The following is a 17,146-nucleotide window of genomic DNA, read 5'->3' on the forward strand; positions in this document are numbered from 1 at the left end:
TTTGCGTAGCTTAACCTCTTTTACGTCGCCAGGCAGGTGCGCTCTGCGGCTTAGGCGGGATCTCCTGAAGCTGCATGACAACACTTGCGAACTCTTTCATCACCCTACGGTAAACATCGCGTTTAAATGACACGACCTGACGAACAGGATACCAATAGCTCACCCAACGCCAGCCATCAAACTCCGGCGTACTGCTGGTTTGCATATTGATATCTGAATCGTTGCCCACCAACTGCAGTAGAAACCATTTTTGTTTCTGGCCGATACAAACCGGCTTTGTGTCCCAACGCACCAAACGTTTCGGTAACTTGTAACGCAACCAGTTGCGGGTCGAAGCCAGGATGCGAACATCTTTTCGGCTTAAACCAACCTCTTCAAACAGCTCCCGGTACATCGCTTGTTCTGGGGACTCTCCCGGGTTGATCCCGCCTTGCGGGAACTGCCAGGAGTGCTGACCATATCGACGGGCCCACATCACCTGGCCCTGACGATTACAAATTACTATTCCTACGTTCGGGCGGTAGCCATCGTCATCAATCACCGGACTACCCCAAACTAAACCTTATATATGAATGATTGTTTCACACTACAGGGAGGCGGTAAACCACTCTCTTACAGGGCTGCAACCTAATAACATTTGAATAACTCACAAATACAGGCAGAGTTATAAACAGATGAGCAGCTCTGAGGGGAATTTTATTCACCTTTTCTGTGGATATAGTTGTGAAGAAGTGTCTGATTACCGATGAACAACCTCAGCCGCCGTCAATCTCCCTCCATTACCAATAAAAAATAAAATCATTATTTTCATAAAGTTAATAACCATAAAACCAACCCACACCGCTTAAGCGTGACGATCATCACATCAGGGTTCGTTGTGCTGATGAAAGATCGAACAGCGTCGGTTTTATCCACAGATTGTGCCAATAAGTTAGGCACAATTTGTTTGAAAATTGGATTTTCGTCGCACGTCAAGGCTGTAAATTGAAACAGTAGTCAGGGTTATGCCCAGTTATCCCACTTTTCTGTGGATAACATGGTGTAAGATCCTGTTCATTGTCAGTGACCAGAATTGAACAACCGAATTTTTGTCCCTCGCCATCCATTTTTAGTGTACCAAAAAAAACCTATAAATCATGCACATGGCATATTCGTACAGAAAAAGTTAAACTCTATCCACAGGGGACAATTTCTTAGTGTATTTTTTAATCAAAAGGTTACCTTCATGCATTCGCTTTTACCCTTGCTTTCACCGCCGTCCAGCGAAACCCAGTTGCTACAGCAGGCGCAGCGTCTGGCTGGCTTTTCGCTTGGCGAGCTGGCGGCAATGGCTGGCCTGCCGATCCCTCAGGATCTGAAGCGGGATAAAGGCTGGATCGGCATGCTGCTGGAGCTGTGGCTGGGTGCAAGCGCAGGGAGTAAACCGGAGCAGGATTTCGCCGCCCTGGGCGTAGAGTTAAAAACCATTCCCATCGATAGCCTTGGGAAGCCCCTGGAAACGACATTTGTCTGCGTTGCACCGTTAACCGGGAATACCGGTGTGACGTGGGAAACCAGTCACGTTCGCCATAAACTGAAGCGCGTGCTTTGGGTCCCCGTAGAAGGAGAACGTCAGATCCCGCTGGCTGAACGCCGGGTTGGCGCACCGCTGTTGTGGAGTCCGGATGAAGATGAAGAGCATCAGCTGCGTCTGGACTGGGAAGAGCTGATGGATATGATTGTCCTCGGTCAGGTTGAGCGCATCACCGCCCGACACGGAGAGGTGTTACAGCTGCGGCCAAAGGCGGCGAACAGTAAAGCGCTCACGGAAGCAATCGGTGCCCGGGGCGAGCCGATACTGACATTGCCACGCGGTTTTTATCTCAAAAAGAACTTTACCGGGGCGCTGCTTGCTCGCCATTTCTTACTCAAAACGTAGTTTTTTACTTATTTTGAGAGCTCTCAAACATAATCACCTGGTTTTTAAGATTTTACCGCTTCCTCCTGTCGAAATATCGGGTTATTACTACACTATGATTTGATACGAGCCAGGTGAGGACGATAACGATGAAAAAATGGGCAGTGTTAATTTCAGCAGTCGGATTAGCGTTTGCAGTATCGGGCTGTAGCAGCGATTACGTGATGGCGACAAAAGATGGCCGGATGATCCTGACAGACGGCAAGCCGGAAGTCGATGATGACACTGGTCTGGTCAGCTACCGCGATCAGTCCGGGAATAAAATGCAGATCAATCGCGACGAAGTCTCGCAAATTATCGAGCGATAAACAGAGAGAGGTCAGTACCTTGCTGGCCTTTTTGATTTTTTTCTTCCCCTTTTGCTTCCCCTCTGCCATGTTTATATTCCTTTGTCGGGAGGTTCCTGACGCGGTCTACATGTCTATTGAAGGAAGCCGGCTATGCATTATCACCGTATCCCCCACAGCTCTCTGGAGATAAGCCAACTGGGGTTGGGCACGATGACATTTGGTGAACAAAACAGCGAAGCCGATGCCCATGCACAACTCGATTATGCCGTCAGCCAGGGCATTAACCTGATTGATGTCGCAGAGATGTACCCTGTTCCTCCACGCCCGGAAACGCAGGGGCTTACCGAAACCTACGTCGGCAACTGGCTGGCAAAACGCGGCAACCGAGAAAAACTGGTTATCGCCTCGAAAGTCAGCGGCCCTGCGCGTAACAGCGATGCCGGGATCCGCCCAAACCAGATCCTCGATCGCAAGAATATCCGTGCCGCGCTGGATGCCAGCCTGAAGCGCCTGCAAACCGATTATCTTGATCTCTACCAAGTACACTGGCCGCAGCGTCCAACCAACTGCTTTGGTAAGCTCGGCTACAGCTGGAACGAAAGCGCTCCCGCCGTTACGCTGCTTGAAACGCTGGAAGCGCTGACCGAATGCCAGCGAGCGGGCAAAATCCGCTACATCGGCGTGTCTAACGAAACGGCTTTTGGCGTTATGCGCTACCTGCACCTGGCTGATAAACACGATCTGCCGCGCATTGTCACCATCCAGAACCCCTACAGCCTGCTCAACCGCAGTTACGAAGTGGGTCTGGCCGAAGTGACGCAATATGAAGAGGTTGAGCTGCTCGCCTATTCCTGCCTGGGCTTTGGTACGCTGACGGGTAAATACCTGAACGGCGCGAAGCCAGCCGGCGCGCGTAATACGCTCTTCAGCCGCTTTACCCGCTATAGCGGCGAGCAGACGCAGAAAGCCGTCGCGGCCTACGTTGATATTGCGAAGCGTCACGGGCTCGATCCTGCCCAGATGGCACTGGCCTTCGTACGCCGTCAGCCGTTTGTGGCCAGCACCCTGCTGGGCGCAACGACGATGGAACAGTTGAAAACCAACATTGAGAGTTTCCATCTGGACCTGAGCGAGGATGTGCTGGCGGAGATTGAAGCGGTGCATCAGGTTTATACCTATCCGGCACCGTAAAAAAAGCAAAACGGCAACCTCTGTTGCCGTTTTTAATGTTTGCACCCGCTTGTGAAAAGGCGCTGAAGACGACCCGAATCAGCGGCGGCGCTGCCAGACCCACAAGCCGGCAATCGCCAGCGCGAACAGTCCACCGAACCCGACGCCAATCCCCACCACAGGCGCACCGGCTTTAACCGCCAGCGAATACAGGCCCAGCATCAGCAGCATCGCCAGGTTTTCACCGAGGTTTTGCACCGCAATAGCATTGCCCGCCCCGACCGTCTGCTTGCCACGCTCCTGTAATAGCGCATTCAGTGGCACCACGAAGAAGCCTCCCAGAATACCAATCAGGATCAGCAGTACGTAGGCTGGCAATAACGCGTGTTGCAGCGCGAAAAAAAGCACCGCAACGCCAATCAGTATCCCTGCCGGCATGCAGCGAGCAACGGTGTCGAGCGTCACCAGTTTTGCCGCTGCCCCCGCGCCCACCACAATCCCGATCGCCACCATCGCATTAAGGTAGGTTGGCGTCGCGTTGTCCGTGATCCCCAGCGCCACCGGCACCCACAGCACCAGCAGGAAGCGCAGCGTAACGCCAGCGCCCCAGAACATGCTGGTGCCCATCAGAGAGAATCGCGTTTCACCGTTACGCCACAGTACGCGGCAGGCATTGAAGAAGCTGCCGGTCATCGGCTTAAAGCGCCAGGATTGCCCCGGACGCGCCACCGGCAGTTTCGGAATAAACAGGTTAGCGACTACCGCACCACCGTACACCACGGCACACACGCCGAGGGCCGCCAGCACGTGCCAGTCAGCGAGGACACCGCCTGCGACGGAGCCAAGCAGGATTGCCGCAATGGTGGAGGACTCCATCAGCCCATTGGCTTTCACCAGCTTATCACCTGTGGTCAGCTCCCCGAGAATGCCATACTTCGCCGGGGAGTAGGCTGCGGCGCCAATGCCGACCAGCGTATAGCCAATAAACGGATTGAAACCAAAACAAATGCTGGCGGCTCCCAGCAGTTTCAGACCGTTGGCAAACATCATTACCCGGCCTTTCGGGAAGCTGTCCGCAACCTGTCCGACAAACGGTGCAAAGATAATGTAAGCGCCCACAAACACCATCTGCAGAACCGGCTGACTCCAGTCGGGGTAAAACTCAGCCTTGAGCAGTGCCAGCGTGGCAAAAAGCAGCGCGTTATCGCCAAAGGCGGAAAGAAACTGGGCGGCAATCACCGCCATCATGCCCTTTGAGCGCAGAGAGGTGTTAGTGTGTACTGACTCACGCATTATGTTGTTCCGCCTGTTCAACCATGCCCTTGAGGGTCACGAAGTCGGGCTTACCGCTGCCGAGCACCGGAAGCTGTTTCAGGTAGCGAATATCACGAGGTACCGCCAACTCCGGAATGCCGTGCTCGCGGGCATAGCTCAGTAACTGGTCGCGCTTAAGCTCGCTGTCGGTGGTGAACAGCACCAGCGCCTCGCCTTTACTTGCATCACTCTTCACAACCGTGGCATGCATCTTGTCGGCGGAGACGCCCGATGCCAGCTGTTCAACCATCTCAAGCGAGACCATTTCACCCGCAATCTTGGCAAAGCGTTTTGCACGCCCCTGAATCTGCACAAAGCCTTGCTCATCGAAACGTACAATATCGCCGGTGTCGTACCAGCCCGTTTCAATCTCGCCATTAACGTTTTCTGCGGTCGGTGCTTCCAGCACGCCGGGGTTTTCCACGCGCAGATAGCCGTTCATCACGTTTGGCCCTTTCAGCTGCAGACGGCCGCCGTCTTCAATACCAGGCACCGCCAGCAGACGAGCATCCAGCCCAGGCAGAATTCGGCCTACTGTCCCCGGCTTCGCCGCCATTGGCACGTTGATAGAGACCACCGGCGCACACTCTGTCACGCCATACCCCTCGAGGATGCGCAGACCAAATTTGTCCTGCCAGATCTGTCGCGTGCTCTCCTGCAGTTTTTCCGCGCCAGCAACCACGTAGCGCACGCGGAAGAAGTCATACGGATTGGCGAAACGCGCGTAGTTTCCGAGGAAGGTTGAGGTTCCAAACAACACGGTACAGTTACGGTCATACACCAGCTCCGGCACAATGCGGTAATGCAACGGGCTTGGATAAAGGAAGACTTCGGCACCGGTCAGCAGCGGCGTGAAAAGCCCCACCGTCAGGCCAAACGAGTGGAACAGCGGCAGCGCTGACATAAACCGGTCTTTCGCGGTAAAGTCGGCAATGCTTTTGATCTGCTCAACGTTCGCCAGAATACTCTTGTGACTGTGGACGACACCTTTCGGGTTGCCTTCAGAGCCAGAGGTGAAGAGGATAATCGCGTCGTCTTCCGGCTGCTGTTTCACCTGGGCCAGACGCGGCATCAGCAGATGAGCAAAAATCCACAGTTTGTCGCCTGTCGTCACATCCGCTTTAAGATCTTCCAGGAAGACCCAGCGTACCTGGGTAAGCTGTTCAGGAAGATGCCACAGTTTGCCTTTGTCGAGGAACTGGCGGGAGGTAAAGACGGTTTTGATTTGCGCTGCCGTGATGGCGCTGGTCAGCCCTTTCACGCCCGCCGTGTAGTTCATCATCGCCGGAATACGGCCACGGGAAACGGCTCCAAAAATCACCGCCGCACTGATGCCTGCGTTGGGCAGCATCAGGCCAATCTTTTCGCCCTGCTGACTGTACTTCTCAAGAATACGGCCCACGAACAATGTTTTGGTCAGCAGCTTGCGATAGGTATCCGGGGTAAAGTTGATGTCTTCGATGCAGTTTTTCTTCGCGCCGTAGCGGTGCTGTGCCGACAGCAGGGATTCATACAGCGTCTCGCGCGGGCGGACCGCCATACGCGCTTCCATCATAATCTGGTGCAGCATCTCTCCGGCAATTTTACGGCGATCGCGTGCACGGGGCGCGTCAGGCATCGGTAACGACGTTGGCGGCAGGATATGCAACGTAATTTTTGGGAACACGCGCTGCTTTACCAGCCCTTTCAGACGGCTGAAATAGGAGCGCTCCGCCCCTTCAATACGCAGTGGCACCACGGTTGCTTTTGACTTCGCCGCGACAAACCCGGCGCCGTCGTAGATTTTCATCAGTGAACCGGTCACCGAGATGCGCCCTTCCGGGAAAATAACCACCGGACGCCCCTGCTCCACCAGACGCACCAGATGTTTAATCATCATCGGTTTGGTCGGGTCGAGCGGCACAAAATCAATCAGCGGCGTGAGCCAGCGCATGTACCACTGCTGGCTGATGGAGGTATAAACCGCAAACACCGGACGCACGGGCAGAAATAGTGCCAGCAGAATGCCGTCGATAAAGGAAACATGGTTTGGTGTGATAAGAACGCGTTCGCCGCGAAGCGCCTGAGCATCGCCAGTGACGCGAATGCGAAAGAGAATACGGAAGAGTGTACGGAAGAACCCAAAAAGCATCTCAACTCCCTTTGCCAGCCAGTGTGAAGGGTTGATAGTAAATGGTGGCAGATTACACGAGAAGTGATACGGGAGCGACTGCAAAGTTGAGGCGAAAAAAAACCTGCGCATCCGCGCAGGTTGGTGCAAGAGAAGAGTACGAAACCGTACTAAGAATTCTCACCAATCAATACCTCTGGGATCTCGACTCTATCAATCTCCCCCTCATCCTCGCCATCGGACAATCGCAACAGCCTGAGGCAAAGTGTAACTAAAGGTTCAGATTGACATTATTCAGACATGACTGGCCGTGTAACGATTACACGGCCAGGGTTGTGCTGCGTCACGTTTGTGGAGGGCGAAACCCCGCGCCCCTTGAATGCACGGCGCTTTTCCGCAACACTATTTCGTGTGTAAACGCTTACCCCCACTAAGAAGGTATGTAATGGCGACAATAAAGGATGTGGCCCGTCTGGCTGGTGTTTCCGTGGCGACCGTCTCGCGCGTGATTAACGACTCCCCTAAAGCCAGTGACGCATCACGCCAGGCGGTGCAAAACGCCATGGAATCATTGAATTACCATCCGAATGCCAACGCCCGCGCCCTTGCCCAACAGTCTACTGAAACCATCGGACTGGTGGTGGGCGATGTGTCTGACCCGTTTTTCGGCGCTATGGTAAAAGCGGTTGAACAGGTTTCTTATCAGACCGGCAATTTTCTGCTGATCGGCAATGGCTATCACAACGAACAAAAAGAACGCCAGGCTATCGAACAGTTGATGCGCCACCGCTGCGCTGCGCTGGTTGTTCACGCCAAAATGATCCCCGATGCTGAACTCATTCATCTGATGAAGCAGATCCCCGGCATGGTGATCATCAACCGAATTATTCCCGGTTTTGAGAAACGCTGCGTGGCACTCGACGACCGCTACGGCGCCTGGCTTGCTACCCGCCATTTGATTCAGCAGGGCCATACCCGCATTGGTTATCTCTGCTCCAATCACCCGATTTCCGATGCCGAAGATCGCCTGCAGGGCTACTACGATGCCCTGCGCGAAAACGGTTTGCCGTGTAATGACCGGCTGGTGGCCTACGCCGAGCCAGATGAGAGTGGCGGCGAACAGGCAATGACAGAGCTGCTGGGGCGTGGACGGAATTTCACGGCGGTTGCCAGCTATAACGACTCGATGGCCGCCGGGGCAATGGGGGTGTTAAATGACAACGGAATCGAGGTGCCGGGAGAAATTTCACTCATTGGCTTTGATGATGTGCTGGTGTCCCGCTACGTGCGTCCGCGCCTGACCACCGTACGTTACCCGATTATCACAATGGCAACGCAGGCTGCGGAGCTGGCACTGGCGCTGGCCGAACAACGCCAGCCACCGGATATCACCCACCTGTTCAGCCCCACCTTAGTCCGCCGTCACTCTGTAGGTTCGCCAGCAGAAGCGGGAGAGGAATAGCGATACAGATGTACCGTTTTGTTCGGGTATTCGAGCGCATCGCCAATGTACTGCCAGCCGTAACGTTCGTAGAAGTCGCGGCAGGCAGACCACAGATGCAGTTCGTGATACCCGGCCTGTGCGGCATAGGCGATAACATGCTGCTGCAGTTTTCCCGCCAGTCCGTTACCACGCGCCGCTTCATCAACGTAAAGCGCAGCCAGCCACGGACAAAGATCCTGTCGGGTGATTAAATCGCAGCGCCAGATCCCGACCGTACCCAGAAGCTGTTCGCCCTCCAGAGCAATAAAGGTCAACGGTAACGCGCCCGGCGTCTGGCTATGTTCAACGATGCTCTGGAAAAACGCCCGCGTAAGCCCGTCACCGAACGCCTGCCAGATCCAGTCAGTTACCTGTTCCGCATACTGAGGCGCGGCATAGAGAGGCAAAATAGTCACACCAGCTTCCCCTGAAACACGGGCACAGATTCAAAAAGATAACCGTCAAAATCCGGCGCATCTTCATCGGAGAGTTCAAGTAAGCTCTTTTTCACATTTTCCAGATGCTGGAACATCGCCTGCCAGGCGCCCATCACGTCACGACGGCGAAGCGCCGCGAGGATGGTTTGTCTGTCGCCCAGCCATTTCAGGCGGTATGCACGGCTGGCGATATGCCCATTGAATTGCTGCCACAGCGGGCTGCTGTCCATGTGGTGCCAGATACTCTCTACCGTTGCCAGCAGCATCTGGTTTTGCGTTGCCCCCGCCAGCACCAGGTGAAACATTTTATTGTTGTCCTGGCTGTTATCGTTGGCGGCAATAGCGCGCTGCTCCTGCTCAATAATACGGCGCAGATTGTCGATGTCTGCGCGTGTCGCCATTTTGGCAGCAAACGCGGCGATGTTGCTTTCGAGGAGCTGGCGCGCCTGCAGGATCTCAAAGGGGCCGACGTCGCTGTTCAGAAAACGCTCTTCTTCGTTTTCGTGTTCTTCAGGAATGCGCATCACATAAACGCCAGAACCCTGGCGGATATCCACCGTGCCCTGCAGTTCCAGCATCAGCAATGCCTCACGCACGATGGTACGACTTACGCCGTACTTCTCAGCAATATTTCGCTCGGGCGGCAGACGGGAACCTACGGGATAGTGCCCCTGGATAATTTGCGCCCGTAAATCCTCGCCAATTTCCTGGTACTGTTTTTTTTCCGGCAGGATGACAGCCTTATCCACGTTTTCACCTGTTTTTTCAGTTAATGCGCAGGCCGGGCGTCCTCCCGGCCAGTTTGTGCGCTATTTTACCAGAACCAGCATGGTTTTCGCTTACTTCCATTCATCATCGACCGGGAGCGTGAGCACGCGCGCATCGCGCAGCTGCCGGAACCAGCTCGCCGACCTTTTCGCCCGCCTGGCGCGATTGTTATCGAGATCGATCTCAATCAGCCCGTAGCGGTTTTTGAAGGCGTTCATCGGCGATACGTTGTCCGTGAAGGCCCACAGCATATAGCCATGACAGTTTGCCCCCTCCTCCCGCGCCAGCAGCGTGTAATAGAGGTGCTCGCGAATGAACGCAATGCGGTACTCGTCGTCAATGACCCCGTCACTGTTGCGAAACTGCGCTTCGTTCTCCACGCCCATCCCGCTCTCCGCCACGAACCAGTCGATGTTGCGGTAGTCATTTTTTATCCGCATCGCCATATCGTAGATAATGCGGGGGTAGATTTCCCAGCCGCGGGATTTATTCATTCGCCGTCCTGGCAGTTCGAACGGTTCGTAGTAGTACGCCGGGTGGAACGGTGTCTCCGGGTGCCAGGCACGAGACGGCGCTTTCACCCGATGCGGGTAATAGAGGTTTATCCCCAGCTCATCGACGGTGTTCTGCGCAATCAGTTCCAGCTCTTCTGCGGTGTAGTCCCACGCCACCTGATGCTGTTCCAGCAGCGTAAACAGTTCTGACGGGTAGCGCCCGTGCACCAGCGGATCGAGAAATACGCGGTTATAGAACAGATCGTACTTCTCTGCGGCGTTAACATCGTGCGGCGCGCACGAGCGAGGATAGGTGACTTCGGGGTTGAGAATACAACCAACCGAGCCAGGGTAGCCTTTGGCACGAAACAGCTGTACAACCTTTGCCGTCGCCAGAACCTTATGGTGGTTCCACTGCATCCATTTACCGGTATTCTGCTCGTAGGGCCAGCGCAGCGCATCGAGATAAACGCGGGTCTGTACCACGATCGGTTCATTGAAGGTAAACCAGCGGGTGACTTTACCGTGGTAGCGTTCAAAGACTTTTTCCGCATAGCGGACAAACAGGTCGACAACCTGCTTTGAAGCCCAGCCGCCGTAAGTGTCAAGCAGCACGCCCGGCAGCTCGTAATGCTCGAGGCAAATCATCGGCTCAATACCCTGACGGTGCATCTCATCGAACAACGCGTCGTAATAGGCGGCGTACTCCTCGTCCACCGTCACTTTTTCATAGTCGGTTAAAAAACGTGACCAGTTAATCGAGGTTCGGTAGTGCGTCAGCCCTGCCTGCTTCATCAGCGCCACATCCTCGCGAAAGCGGTTGATAAAGTCGGTCGCCACCGCCGGGCCATAGCCGTTGTGCCAGACGTGGCGATCGTTTTTGTACCAGAGATCGATCCACGAATCCTGCCCCGCCTTTTTGCCGCTCCAGCCTTCGGTTTGCCAGGCTGACGCGGCCGCGCCCAGAATGAAATCCTGCGGAATGGTTATCTGTTTTGTCGTCATCACATCCTCATGCATTGTCGGTCGCCTGTTGCAGCGCGGCCTGTTCGGCACGTCGTGAAGCAATCTTCACAAACGGCAGGTAGATAATGACGGCAGTCACAATGCAGATAAGCTGAGTGATGACCGCCCCCATCGATCCGGCGGTGGAGAGCCAGGCGTTGATCAGCGGCGGCGTGGTCCACGGCACCATCACCACGGCTTTACCGGCAAAGCCGGTTACGGTGGCAAAGTAACCGATAGAGCCGGTCACCAGCGGCGTGATAATGAAAGGAATGGCGAGGATCGGGTTAAGCATGATTGGCATGCCGAAGATCACCGGCTCGTTGATGTTAAAGAGCCCCGGACCAATGGAAAGCTTGGCGATCTCTTTCATCTCTTTGCGTTTGGTGGCAATCATGACCGCGATCAGCAGGCCGATGGTCAGCCCCGACCCGCCGATGCTCATGTACACATCCCAGAACGGCATGGTGATGATATTCGGCACCTCTTTGCCCTGCTCAAAGGCGCTCATATTAACGGTGATGGCGCCTAACAGCAGCGGCTCGCGGATCGGCTTGATCATCTGGTTGCCGTGAATACCAATCACCCAGAAAAGCTGTGCGACAAACATCAGCAGCAGAATGCCCGGCAGGCTTTGCACCACGCGCTCCAGCGGCTGTTGCACCACCTGATAGACCGCGTCATAGAGATACATGCCGGTGAGTTGATGGAAGACGAAACCCAATGTGGCAATCGCGGTAGTGGTGATGATCGCCGGGATCAGCGCGGAGAACGATGCCGCCACGTTTGGCGGTACGGTGTCCGGCATCCTGATCTTCAGCCCCTTGCGGTTTTCCAGCCAGCAGTAAATTTCTACCGACAGAATCGCGATAAACATGCCGAGGAACAGGCTACGGGTATCAGAGAACTGACGCAGCAGCACGTCTTTCACCACGTGCATTTCACCATCCACCAGCATCTCAACGGTTGTCGGCGTCACGCAGATAAAGCAGATCACCGCCAGCAGGCCAGGGAATAAGGATTTGATCCCGTTGATGCGGCCCAGTTCGATACCGATTAAGAACACCGCGCCAATGTTAAGGAAATTCAGGGTGGCGTAATTGAGCGCGCTGGTGATGGGTTTTAGCGTGGCGAGAAAAGAGAGGGACTGAAAGCTCGCCAGGCCATTTTTCGGATCCAGTACCATATTGGAGATCAAGACAGAGAATGCCCCAACGATGATGACCGGCATTAAGGTAATAAAGGCAGACTTGATCGCCATGATATAGCGATAACTGTTGAATTTTGTGGCAAAACTGCCCAGAGCGTCGATCAGTTTTTCCTGTAATGCCATAGGGTAATACCTCAGTAAAAGGGCTTTTATTGGATAAGGTGTACAGCCGGATACTATTGGCATACCAAAAATAGCTTCATGTCGGGTTTTGTTCTGTGATTAAGCTCTCAACGACGTAACAGGTATTCCAAAATGCAGTTTGCATCGATTTTGGCATACCACTTAAAACCCGGTATTTCGAACTGACCGATCGTTACCTAAAAGCGTGATCGTGCTGGAAGTTTTGCCCTTCCCGCATCGCTTATGCACCGGATGGTCTGTGTTAAACTGCAGATCGTTACGTGGAATCAGGAATGTCTAATGGCAACAATGCTGGATGTCTCATTACGCGCGGGCGTGTCGAAAGCCACGGTATCGCGCGTGCTGAACGGCACAGGTCAGGTTAAAGAGAGTACGCGTCAGCAGGTGTTTAATGCGATGGAAGAGCTGGGCTACCGCCCAAATTTTCTTGCGCGTTCGCTGGCAAACCAGACCAGCAACAGCATTGGTCTGGTGGTCTCTACCTTTGATGGTTTTTACTTTGGTCGTCTTCTTCAGCAGGCCTCCCGGCAGACGGAAACCCACGGCAAGCAACTGATCGTCACGGATGGTCACGACGCCCCGGAGCAGGAAGAGCAGGCGGTACAAATGCTGGCCGATCGCAAATGCGATGCCATCGTGCTTTACACCCGCTACATGAGCGAAAAAGCGATCATGAAGCTGATCCATTCGGTGCAAACCCCGCTGGTGGTCATCAACCGTGAAGTCAGCCAGGCGCCCGATCGCTGCGTGTTCTTCGAACAGCAGGATGCCGCCTTTAAGGCCGTGGATTACCTGATCAACCAGGGCCACCGGGAGATCGCCTGTATCACCGTCCCGATCCACACGCCAACCGGGAAAGCGAGGCTGATGGGCTACCGTAAGGCGCTGGAAAAGCACGGTATTCGTCTGGACGAGCGGCGGATTAAGTATGGCGATGCGGGAATGACGCGAGGATATGAGCTCTGCAAAGAGCTGATTGCCGACGGTATAGCGTTTAGCGCTCTGTTTGCCTGTAACGATGATATGGCGTTGGGTGCGTCCAAGGCGCTACACCAGGCGGGGCTGCGGATCCCACAGGATATTTCCCTGTTTGGCTTTGACGATGCCCCATGCGCGAAATGGCTGGAGCCTGCGCTCTCGTCGGTTTACCTGCCTATCGACAATATGATCGTTACGGCTATCGATCAGGCGATCCGGCTGGCAAAAAACCAACCGGTCGACGCGATCCCGCCGTTCACCGGTACGCTGGTATTACGCGACTCGGTCACGACGGGGCCGTACTTCACTCAGACGAGTTCCAGCGCCAGCAGTTCCTGAATGGTCTGGCGGCGGCGGATCAGCCGCGCCTTGCCGTTATCAAACAACACTTCTGGCAGCAGCGGGCGGCTGTTGTAGTTTGAGGACATTGACGCCCCGTACGCACCGGTATCGTGCAGCACCAGATAGTCGCCTGGTTTAACTTCCGGCAGCGCGCGGGTTTCCACTTTCCCCCCTTCCTGCTGGGTAAAGACATCACCAGACTCACACAGCGGGCCTGCGACAACCGTCTCGATACGCGGCGCGTGAGTTAAATCGCGGCCATCGGCAGCCAGAGCCGAAATGTGGTGATAGCTGCCGTACATTGACGGGCGCATCAGATCGTTAAAGCCGGCGTCAATCAGCACAAAGTGGCGCGAGCCCATCTCTTTCACGCTGCGAACCTGCGCCACCAGCACCCCGGATTCAGCCACCAGGAAACGACCCGGCTCAATTTCCAGCTTCACGGCATGACCAAGATGCGCGGCGACCTGGTCACGCGCGGCGCTCCACAGGCCGTAATAGTGATCGGTATCGATCGCTTCTTCCCCTTCACGGTAAGGAATGGAAAGACCGCCCCCGGCGGAGATCGCCTCCAGATCCTGACCAGACTCGATCACCTGGCGCACCATTGCGCCACAGACCTGCTCAAGGTGCGCGTAATCCACGCCGGAGCCGATGTGCATATGAATCCCCACCAGCTTCAGATTGTAACGCTGCAGTACGTCCAGGGCAGCGGGCATATCGGCATACCAGATACCGTGCTTGCTGTTTTCGCCGCCGGTATTGGTTTTTTGGCTATGACCGTGACCAAAGCCAGGGTTCACGCGCAGCCAGACGCGGTGGCCCGGAGAAACTTGCCCAAGCTGTTCCAGCATATCCACGGACCCGGCGTTTACCGGCACCTGCAGCTCATGGACGCGAGCAAGCGTGGCGTCGTCGATCACATCGGCGGTAAACACAATCGCGTCAGGATCGGCTTTCGGATCAAACCCGGCCGCCAGCGCGCGCTCAATCTCCCCCAGGGAGACGGAGTCGACCTTCACGCCCTGCTCACGCATCAGACGCAGAATGTGGATATTGGAGCACGCCTTCTGGGCAAAACGCACCACGTCAAACTGATGCAGGGCAGCAATCTTCTCGCGAACAATCTGCGCGTCGTAGACCCACACCGGACAGCCAAACTCGGCAGGCAGGCGTAGCAGGTTTTCGGCATTCAAATCAGTATCAGTCTGGTTAAGCGGGCGTGGCATGGTCTTTCTCCGGGGTGACATTTTTTTATGATTACGCCACAGCAGGAAGAGAATAAAAAATATCGTTTTATCGCGAGTCTATGCAAAAATGATATGGACAGTTCTCTGTATTCAGGTGACCTATGCCCGCCGTCAATTTACGCCATATCGAGATTTTTCACGCCGTGATGACCACGGGCAACCTCACCGAGGCTGCGCAGATGCTCCATACCTCGCAGCCAACGGTCAGCCGCGAGCTGGCGCGATTCGAGAAAGTGCTGGGACTGAAGCTGTTCGAACGCACCCGGGGCAGGCTTCACCCGACGGTACAGGGGCTGCGCCTGTTCGAAGAGGTGCAGCGCTCATGGTACGGCCTGGATCGCATTGTCAGTGCGGCGGAAAGCCTGCGCGAGTTTCGGCAGGGCGAGCTATCGATTGTTTGCCTGCCCGTCTTTTCGCAGTCTTTTTTGCCGACGCTGCTCCAGCCTTTTCTGGCCCGATATCCGGAGGTGAATCTCACGATTGTCCCGCAGGAGTCACCGCTGCTTGAGGAGTGGCTCTCCGCACAGCGCCATGATTTAGGCCTGACCGAAACCCTCTCTACGCCCGCGGGAACGGAACGCACGGAACTGCTCTCTTTAGATGAGGTGTGCGTGCTGCCAGCCGGGCACCCGCTTGCCCGCAAGCAGATTCTGACGCCAGCGGATTTTCACGGTGAAAACTACATTAGCCTGTCACAAACCGACAGCTACCGGCAACTGCTGGATTCACTGTTTGCCGAGCATCAGGTGAAGCGCAGGATGGTGGTCGAGACCCACAGTGCGGCCTCCATTTGCGCCATGGTGCGCGCCGGGGTGGGCGTTTCGGTGGTGAATCCACTGACGGCGCTGGATTACGCCGGGCGCGATATTGTGATCCGCCCGTTTAGCCTGTCAGTCCCGTTCACCGTGAGCCTGATCCGCCCCCTCCATCGCCCGGTCTCAGCGCTGGTGGAGGCGTTTACGGAACACCTGATAGCCCATGCCCGTCAGGTGGCGCTTCGTTTATCCGATCGGCAAAGTTTATGACAGCATAAACTCCACGGCATCGGCGGCATGAATCGCGGCGGTATCGAAGACCGGAATCGGGCTTTGCTCAACCGGCACCAGTAAACCGATTTCCGTACAGCCGAAGATCACCCCTTCCGCCCCCTGCTGCGCGAGTTTTTCAATCACGCTGACGTAATATGCCCGGGATGATTCGCTAAAGGTGCCGAGGCAGAGTTCATCAAAGATAATCTGGTTGATGCGGGCCCGGTCTGCCTCATCCGGGATCAGGCTTTCAATGCCAAACTGGCTGCTCAACCGACCGCGGTAAAAATCCTGCTCCATGGTGTAGCGCGTTCCCAGCAGCGCCACACGACGTAATCCGGTTGCGGTGATAGCCCGCCCGGTTGCATCAGCAATGTGCAGGAAGGGCAGCGAACAGCGCGCTTCGATATGGGACGCGACTTTATGCATGGTATTGGTACAGAGCAAAATCCCCTCTGCTCCCGCACGCTCCAGCCCCAGCGCGGCCTCAGCCAGTATTTCCCCGGCTTTATCCCATTCACCGCTCGACTGGCAGGCTTCGATTTCATGGAAATCTACGCTGTGCAGTAGCAGACTGGCAGAATGCAGGCCCCCCAGACGTTGCTTCACCCCTTCATTAATCAGGCGGTAATAGGGGATTGTCGATTCCCAGCTCATCCCCCCTAACAGGCCGATCGTTTTCATCATCCCTCCTTATGTGTTTATCCCAGTGAAGCAAACTTGTGATCGTGTTTCCAGTTCTTTGTCACGTCGTTTCTTTTTAACCCCTGGTGATATAAATTAAATGAAACATTGTTTTAATGCATTCTGGGGTGACGATATGTTTATTTTCCACAACGAGACCACGCTTGACGATCTGGGGAACGGCGTGACGCGCCGTATTCTTGCCCATGGCGGTAAAATGATGGCGGTGGAGGTGAATTTTGAACAGGGCGCGACAGGCCCACTGCATAACCATCCTCATGAACAGTTAACCTATGTGCTGTCCGGCGAGTTTGAGTTCACGATTGGAGATGAAAAACATGTGGTGTCGGCCGGGGATACCCTCTACAAAAAGCCACATGTGATGCACGGCTGCGTGTGTCTTAAACCCGGCACGCTGCTGGATACCTTCACGCCGGTACGTGAGGATTTTTTGAAATAAAAAAAGGGCGCTGATGACAGCG

At 55.1% G+C, this 17,146-nt stretch carries 16 protein-coding genes and 1 pseudogene; 8 read left to right on the forward strand and 9 right to left on the reverse strand.

The window, feature by feature from the left end; all coding sequences use genetic code 11:
• Positions 1-10: 10 nt before the first annotated feature.
• A complete protein-coding gene (rppH, locus tag ACMGG3_RS13900) occupies positions 11-541 on the reverse strand; it encodes an RNA pyrophosphohydrolase (protein WP_013098553.1) in 531 nt (176 codons plus the stop codon).
• 463 nt (positions 542-1,004) lie between these two features.
• Here rppH and ACMGG3_RS13905 point away from each other — a divergent pair.
• The 4 genes and pseudogenes from ACMGG3_RS13905 to ACMGG3_RS13920 all read left to right on the forward strand — a co-directional run.
• Positions 1,005-1,070: pseudogene (locus ACMGG3_RS13905) on the forward strand (hypothetical protein); the annotation flags it as partial.
• Between the two features lie 155 nt (positions 1,071-1,225).
• Complete coding sequence (gene mutH / locus ACMGG3_RS13910) at positions 1,226-1,918, forward strand: DNA mismatch repair endonuclease MutH (RefSeq protein WP_032678891.1); 693 nt, start codon at positions 1,226-1,228, stop codon at positions 1,916-1,918.
• Between the two features lie 128 nt (positions 1,919-2,046).
• Positions 2,047-2,265: a YgdI/YgdR family lipoprotein gene (locus ACMGG3_RS13915; protein WP_020883776.1), complete on the forward strand. Its 219-nt coding sequence runs from the start codon at positions 2,047-2,049 to the stop codon at positions 2,263-2,265.
• 132 nt (positions 2,266-2,397) lie between these two features.
• Entirely contained in the window at positions 2,398-3,438 is a 1,041-nt protein-coding gene (locus ACMGG3_RS13920) for an NADP(H)-dependent aldo-keto reductase (RefSeq protein ID WP_020883775.1), read from the forward strand.
• 78 nt (positions 3,439-3,516) lie between these two features.
• Here ACMGG3_RS13920 and lplT read toward each other — a convergent pair whose 3' ends face one another.
• Both lplT and aas read right to left on the reverse strand, forming a co-directional pair.
• Positions 3,517-4,710, reverse strand: a complete 1,194-nt coding sequence (gene lplT, locus ACMGG3_RS13925) for a lysophospholipid transporter LplT (protein ID WP_025203340.1) — start codon at positions 4,708-4,710, stop codon at positions 3,517-3,519.
• Positions 4,703-6,862, reverse strand: coding sequence for a bifunctional acyl-ACP--phospholipid O-acyltransferase/long-chain-fatty-acid--ACP ligase (aas, locus tag ACMGG3_RS13930; RefSeq protein ID WP_020883773.1), 2,160 nt, complete (start codon positions 6,860-6,862; stop codon positions 4,703-4,705). Before aas ends, lplT begins: the two co-directional genes overlap by 8 nt.
• 424 nt (positions 6,863-7,286) lie before the next feature.
• Here aas and galR point away from each other — a divergent pair, with 424 nt between their 5' ends.
• Entirely contained in the window at positions 7,287-8,303 is a 1,017-nt protein-coding gene (gene galR, locus ACMGG3_RS13935) for an HTH-type transcriptional regulator GalR (RefSeq protein WP_414149258.1), read from the forward strand.
• On the opposite strand, the gene ACMGG3_RS13940 is transcribed toward galR, so the two are convergent.
• The 4 genes from ACMGG3_RS13940 to ACMGG3_RS13955 all read right to left on the reverse strand — a co-directional run bounded on the left by ACMGG3_RS13940 (position 8,264) and on the right by ACMGG3_RS13955 (position 12,361).
• Positions 8,264-8,740: a GNAT family N-acetyltransferase gene (locus ACMGG3_RS13940; protein ID WP_014171458.1), complete on the reverse strand. Its 477-nt coding sequence runs from the start codon at positions 8,738-8,740 to the stop codon at positions 8,264-8,266. The genes galR and ACMGG3_RS13940 overlap by 40 nt on opposite strands.
• Positions 8,737-9,510 (reverse strand): GntR family transcriptional regulator, encoded by a 774-nt coding sequence (locus ACMGG3_RS13945; RefSeq protein WP_014171459.1) that lies wholly within the window; start codon positions 9,508-9,510, stop codon positions 8,737-8,739. Before ACMGG3_RS13945 ends, ACMGG3_RS13940 begins: the two co-directional genes overlap by 4 nt.
• Positions 9,511-9,600: 90 nt before the next feature.
• Positions 9,601-11,028 carry a glycoside hydrolase family 1 protein gene (locus ACMGG3_RS13950; protein ID WP_279258597.1) on the reverse strand — a complete coding sequence of 476 codons (1,428 nt, stop codon included), beginning with the start codon at positions 11,026-11,028 and terminating at the stop codon, positions 9,601-9,603.
• Between the two features lie 7 nt (positions 11,029-11,035).
• The gene (locus ACMGG3_RS13955) at positions 11,036-12,361 is read right to left on the reverse strand and encodes a PTS sugar transporter subunit IIC (protein WP_020883770.1); all 1,326 of its coding nucleotides are present in this window, start codon (positions 12,359-12,361) and stop codon (positions 11,036-11,038) included.
• A 300-nt stretch (positions 12,362-12,661) separates the two neighbouring features.
• Here ACMGG3_RS13955 and ACMGG3_RS13960 point away from each other — a divergent pair, with 300 nt between their 5' ends.
• The gene (locus ACMGG3_RS13960) at positions 12,662-13,699 is read left to right on the forward strand and encodes a LacI family DNA-binding transcriptional regulator (RefSeq protein ID WP_032678896.1); all 1,038 of its coding nucleotides are present in this window, start codon (positions 12,662-12,664) and stop codon (positions 13,697-13,699) included.
• On the opposite strand, the gene lysA is transcribed toward ACMGG3_RS13960, so the two are convergent.
• Positions 13,669-14,931 (reverse strand): diaminopimelate decarboxylase, encoded by a 1,263-nt coding sequence (gene lysA, locus ACMGG3_RS13965; RefSeq protein ID WP_151887160.1) that lies wholly within the window; start codon positions 14,929-14,931, stop codon positions 13,669-13,671. The genes ACMGG3_RS13960 and lysA overlap by 31 nt on opposite strands.
• A gap of 122 nt (positions 14,932-15,053) precedes the next feature.
• Here lysA and ACMGG3_RS13970 point away from each other — a divergent pair, with 122 nt between their 5' ends.
• Positions 15,054-15,977 (forward strand): LysR family transcriptional regulator, encoded by a 924-nt coding sequence (locus tag ACMGG3_RS13970; protein ID WP_014171464.1) that lies wholly within the window; start codon positions 15,054-15,056, stop codon positions 15,975-15,977.
• Here ACMGG3_RS13970 and ACMGG3_RS13975 read toward each other — a convergent pair.
• Entirely contained in the window at positions 15,972-16,664 is a 693-nt protein-coding gene (locus ACMGG3_RS13975) for an aspartate/glutamate racemase (RefSeq protein ID WP_032678900.1), read from the reverse strand. The two genes, ACMGG3_RS13970 and ACMGG3_RS13975, sit on opposite strands and share 6 nt — an antisense overlap.
• A gap of 136 nt (positions 16,665-16,800) precedes the next feature.
• Between ACMGG3_RS13975 and ACMGG3_RS13980 the strand changes: the two genes are divergently transcribed.
• Positions 16,801-17,124 carry a cupin domain-containing protein gene (locus ACMGG3_RS13980; protein ID WP_086532150.1) on the forward strand — a complete coding sequence of 108 codons (324 nt, stop codon included), beginning with the start codon at positions 16,801-16,803 and terminating at the stop codon, positions 17,122-17,124.
• The last annotated feature ends 22 nt before the right edge of the window (positions 17,125-17,146 follow it).

Origin of the sequence: Enterobacter sp. BNK-18 (assembly GCF_047456135.1) — a bacterium.
GTDB lineage: Bacteria > Pseudomonadota > Gammaproteobacteria > Enterobacterales > Enterobacteriaceae > Enterobacter > Enterobacter ludwigii.

Coding starts and splice junctions, on each gene's coding strand:
- mutH (WP_032678891.1), top strand. CDS start 1,226: ATGCATTCGCTTTTACCCTTGCTTTCACCGCCGTCCAGCGAAACCCAG.
- ACMGG3_RS13915 (WP_020883776.1), top strand. CDS start 2,047: ATGAAAAAATGGGCAGTGTTAATTTCAGCAGTCGGATTAGCGTTTGCA.
- ACMGG3_RS13920 (WP_020883775.1), top strand. CDS start 2,398: ATGCATTATCACCGTATCCCCCACAGCTCTCTGGAGATAAGCCAACTG.
- lplT (WP_025203340.1), bottom strand. CDS start 4,710: ATGCGTGAGTCAGTACACACTAACACCTCTCTGCGCTCAAAGGGCATG.
- aas (WP_020883773.1), bottom strand. CDS start 6,862: ATGCTTTTTGGGTTCTTCCGTACACTCTTCCGTATTCTCTTTCGCATT.
- galR (WP_414149258.1), top strand. CDS start 7,287: ATGGCGACAATAAAGGATGTGGCCCGTCTGGCTGGTGTTTCCGTGGCG.
- ACMGG3_RS13950 (WP_279258597.1), bottom strand. CDS start 11,028: ATGACGACAAAACAGATAACCATTCCGCAGGATTTCATTCTGGGCGCG.
- ACMGG3_RS13955 (WP_020883770.1), bottom strand. CDS start 12,361: ATGGCATTACAGGAAAAACTGATCGACGCTCTGGGCAGTTTTGCCACA.
- ACMGG3_RS13960 (WP_032678896.1), top strand. CDS start 12,662: ATGGCAACAATGCTGGATGTCTCATTACGCGCGGGCGTGTCGAAAGCC.
- lysA (WP_151887160.1), bottom strand. CDS start 14,931: ATGCCACGCCCGCTTAACCAGACTGATACTGATTTGAATGCCGAAAAC.
- ACMGG3_RS13970 (WP_014171464.1), top strand. CDS start 15,054: ATGCCCGCCGTCAATTTACGCCATATCGAGATTTTTCACGCCGTGATG.
- ACMGG3_RS13975 (WP_032678900.1), bottom strand. CDS start 16,664: ATGAAAACGATCGGCCTGTTAGGGGGGATGAGCTGGGAATCGACAATC.
- ACMGG3_RS13980 (WP_086532150.1), top strand. CDS start 16,801: ATGTTTATTTTCCACAACGAGACCACGCTTGACGATCTGGGGAACGGC.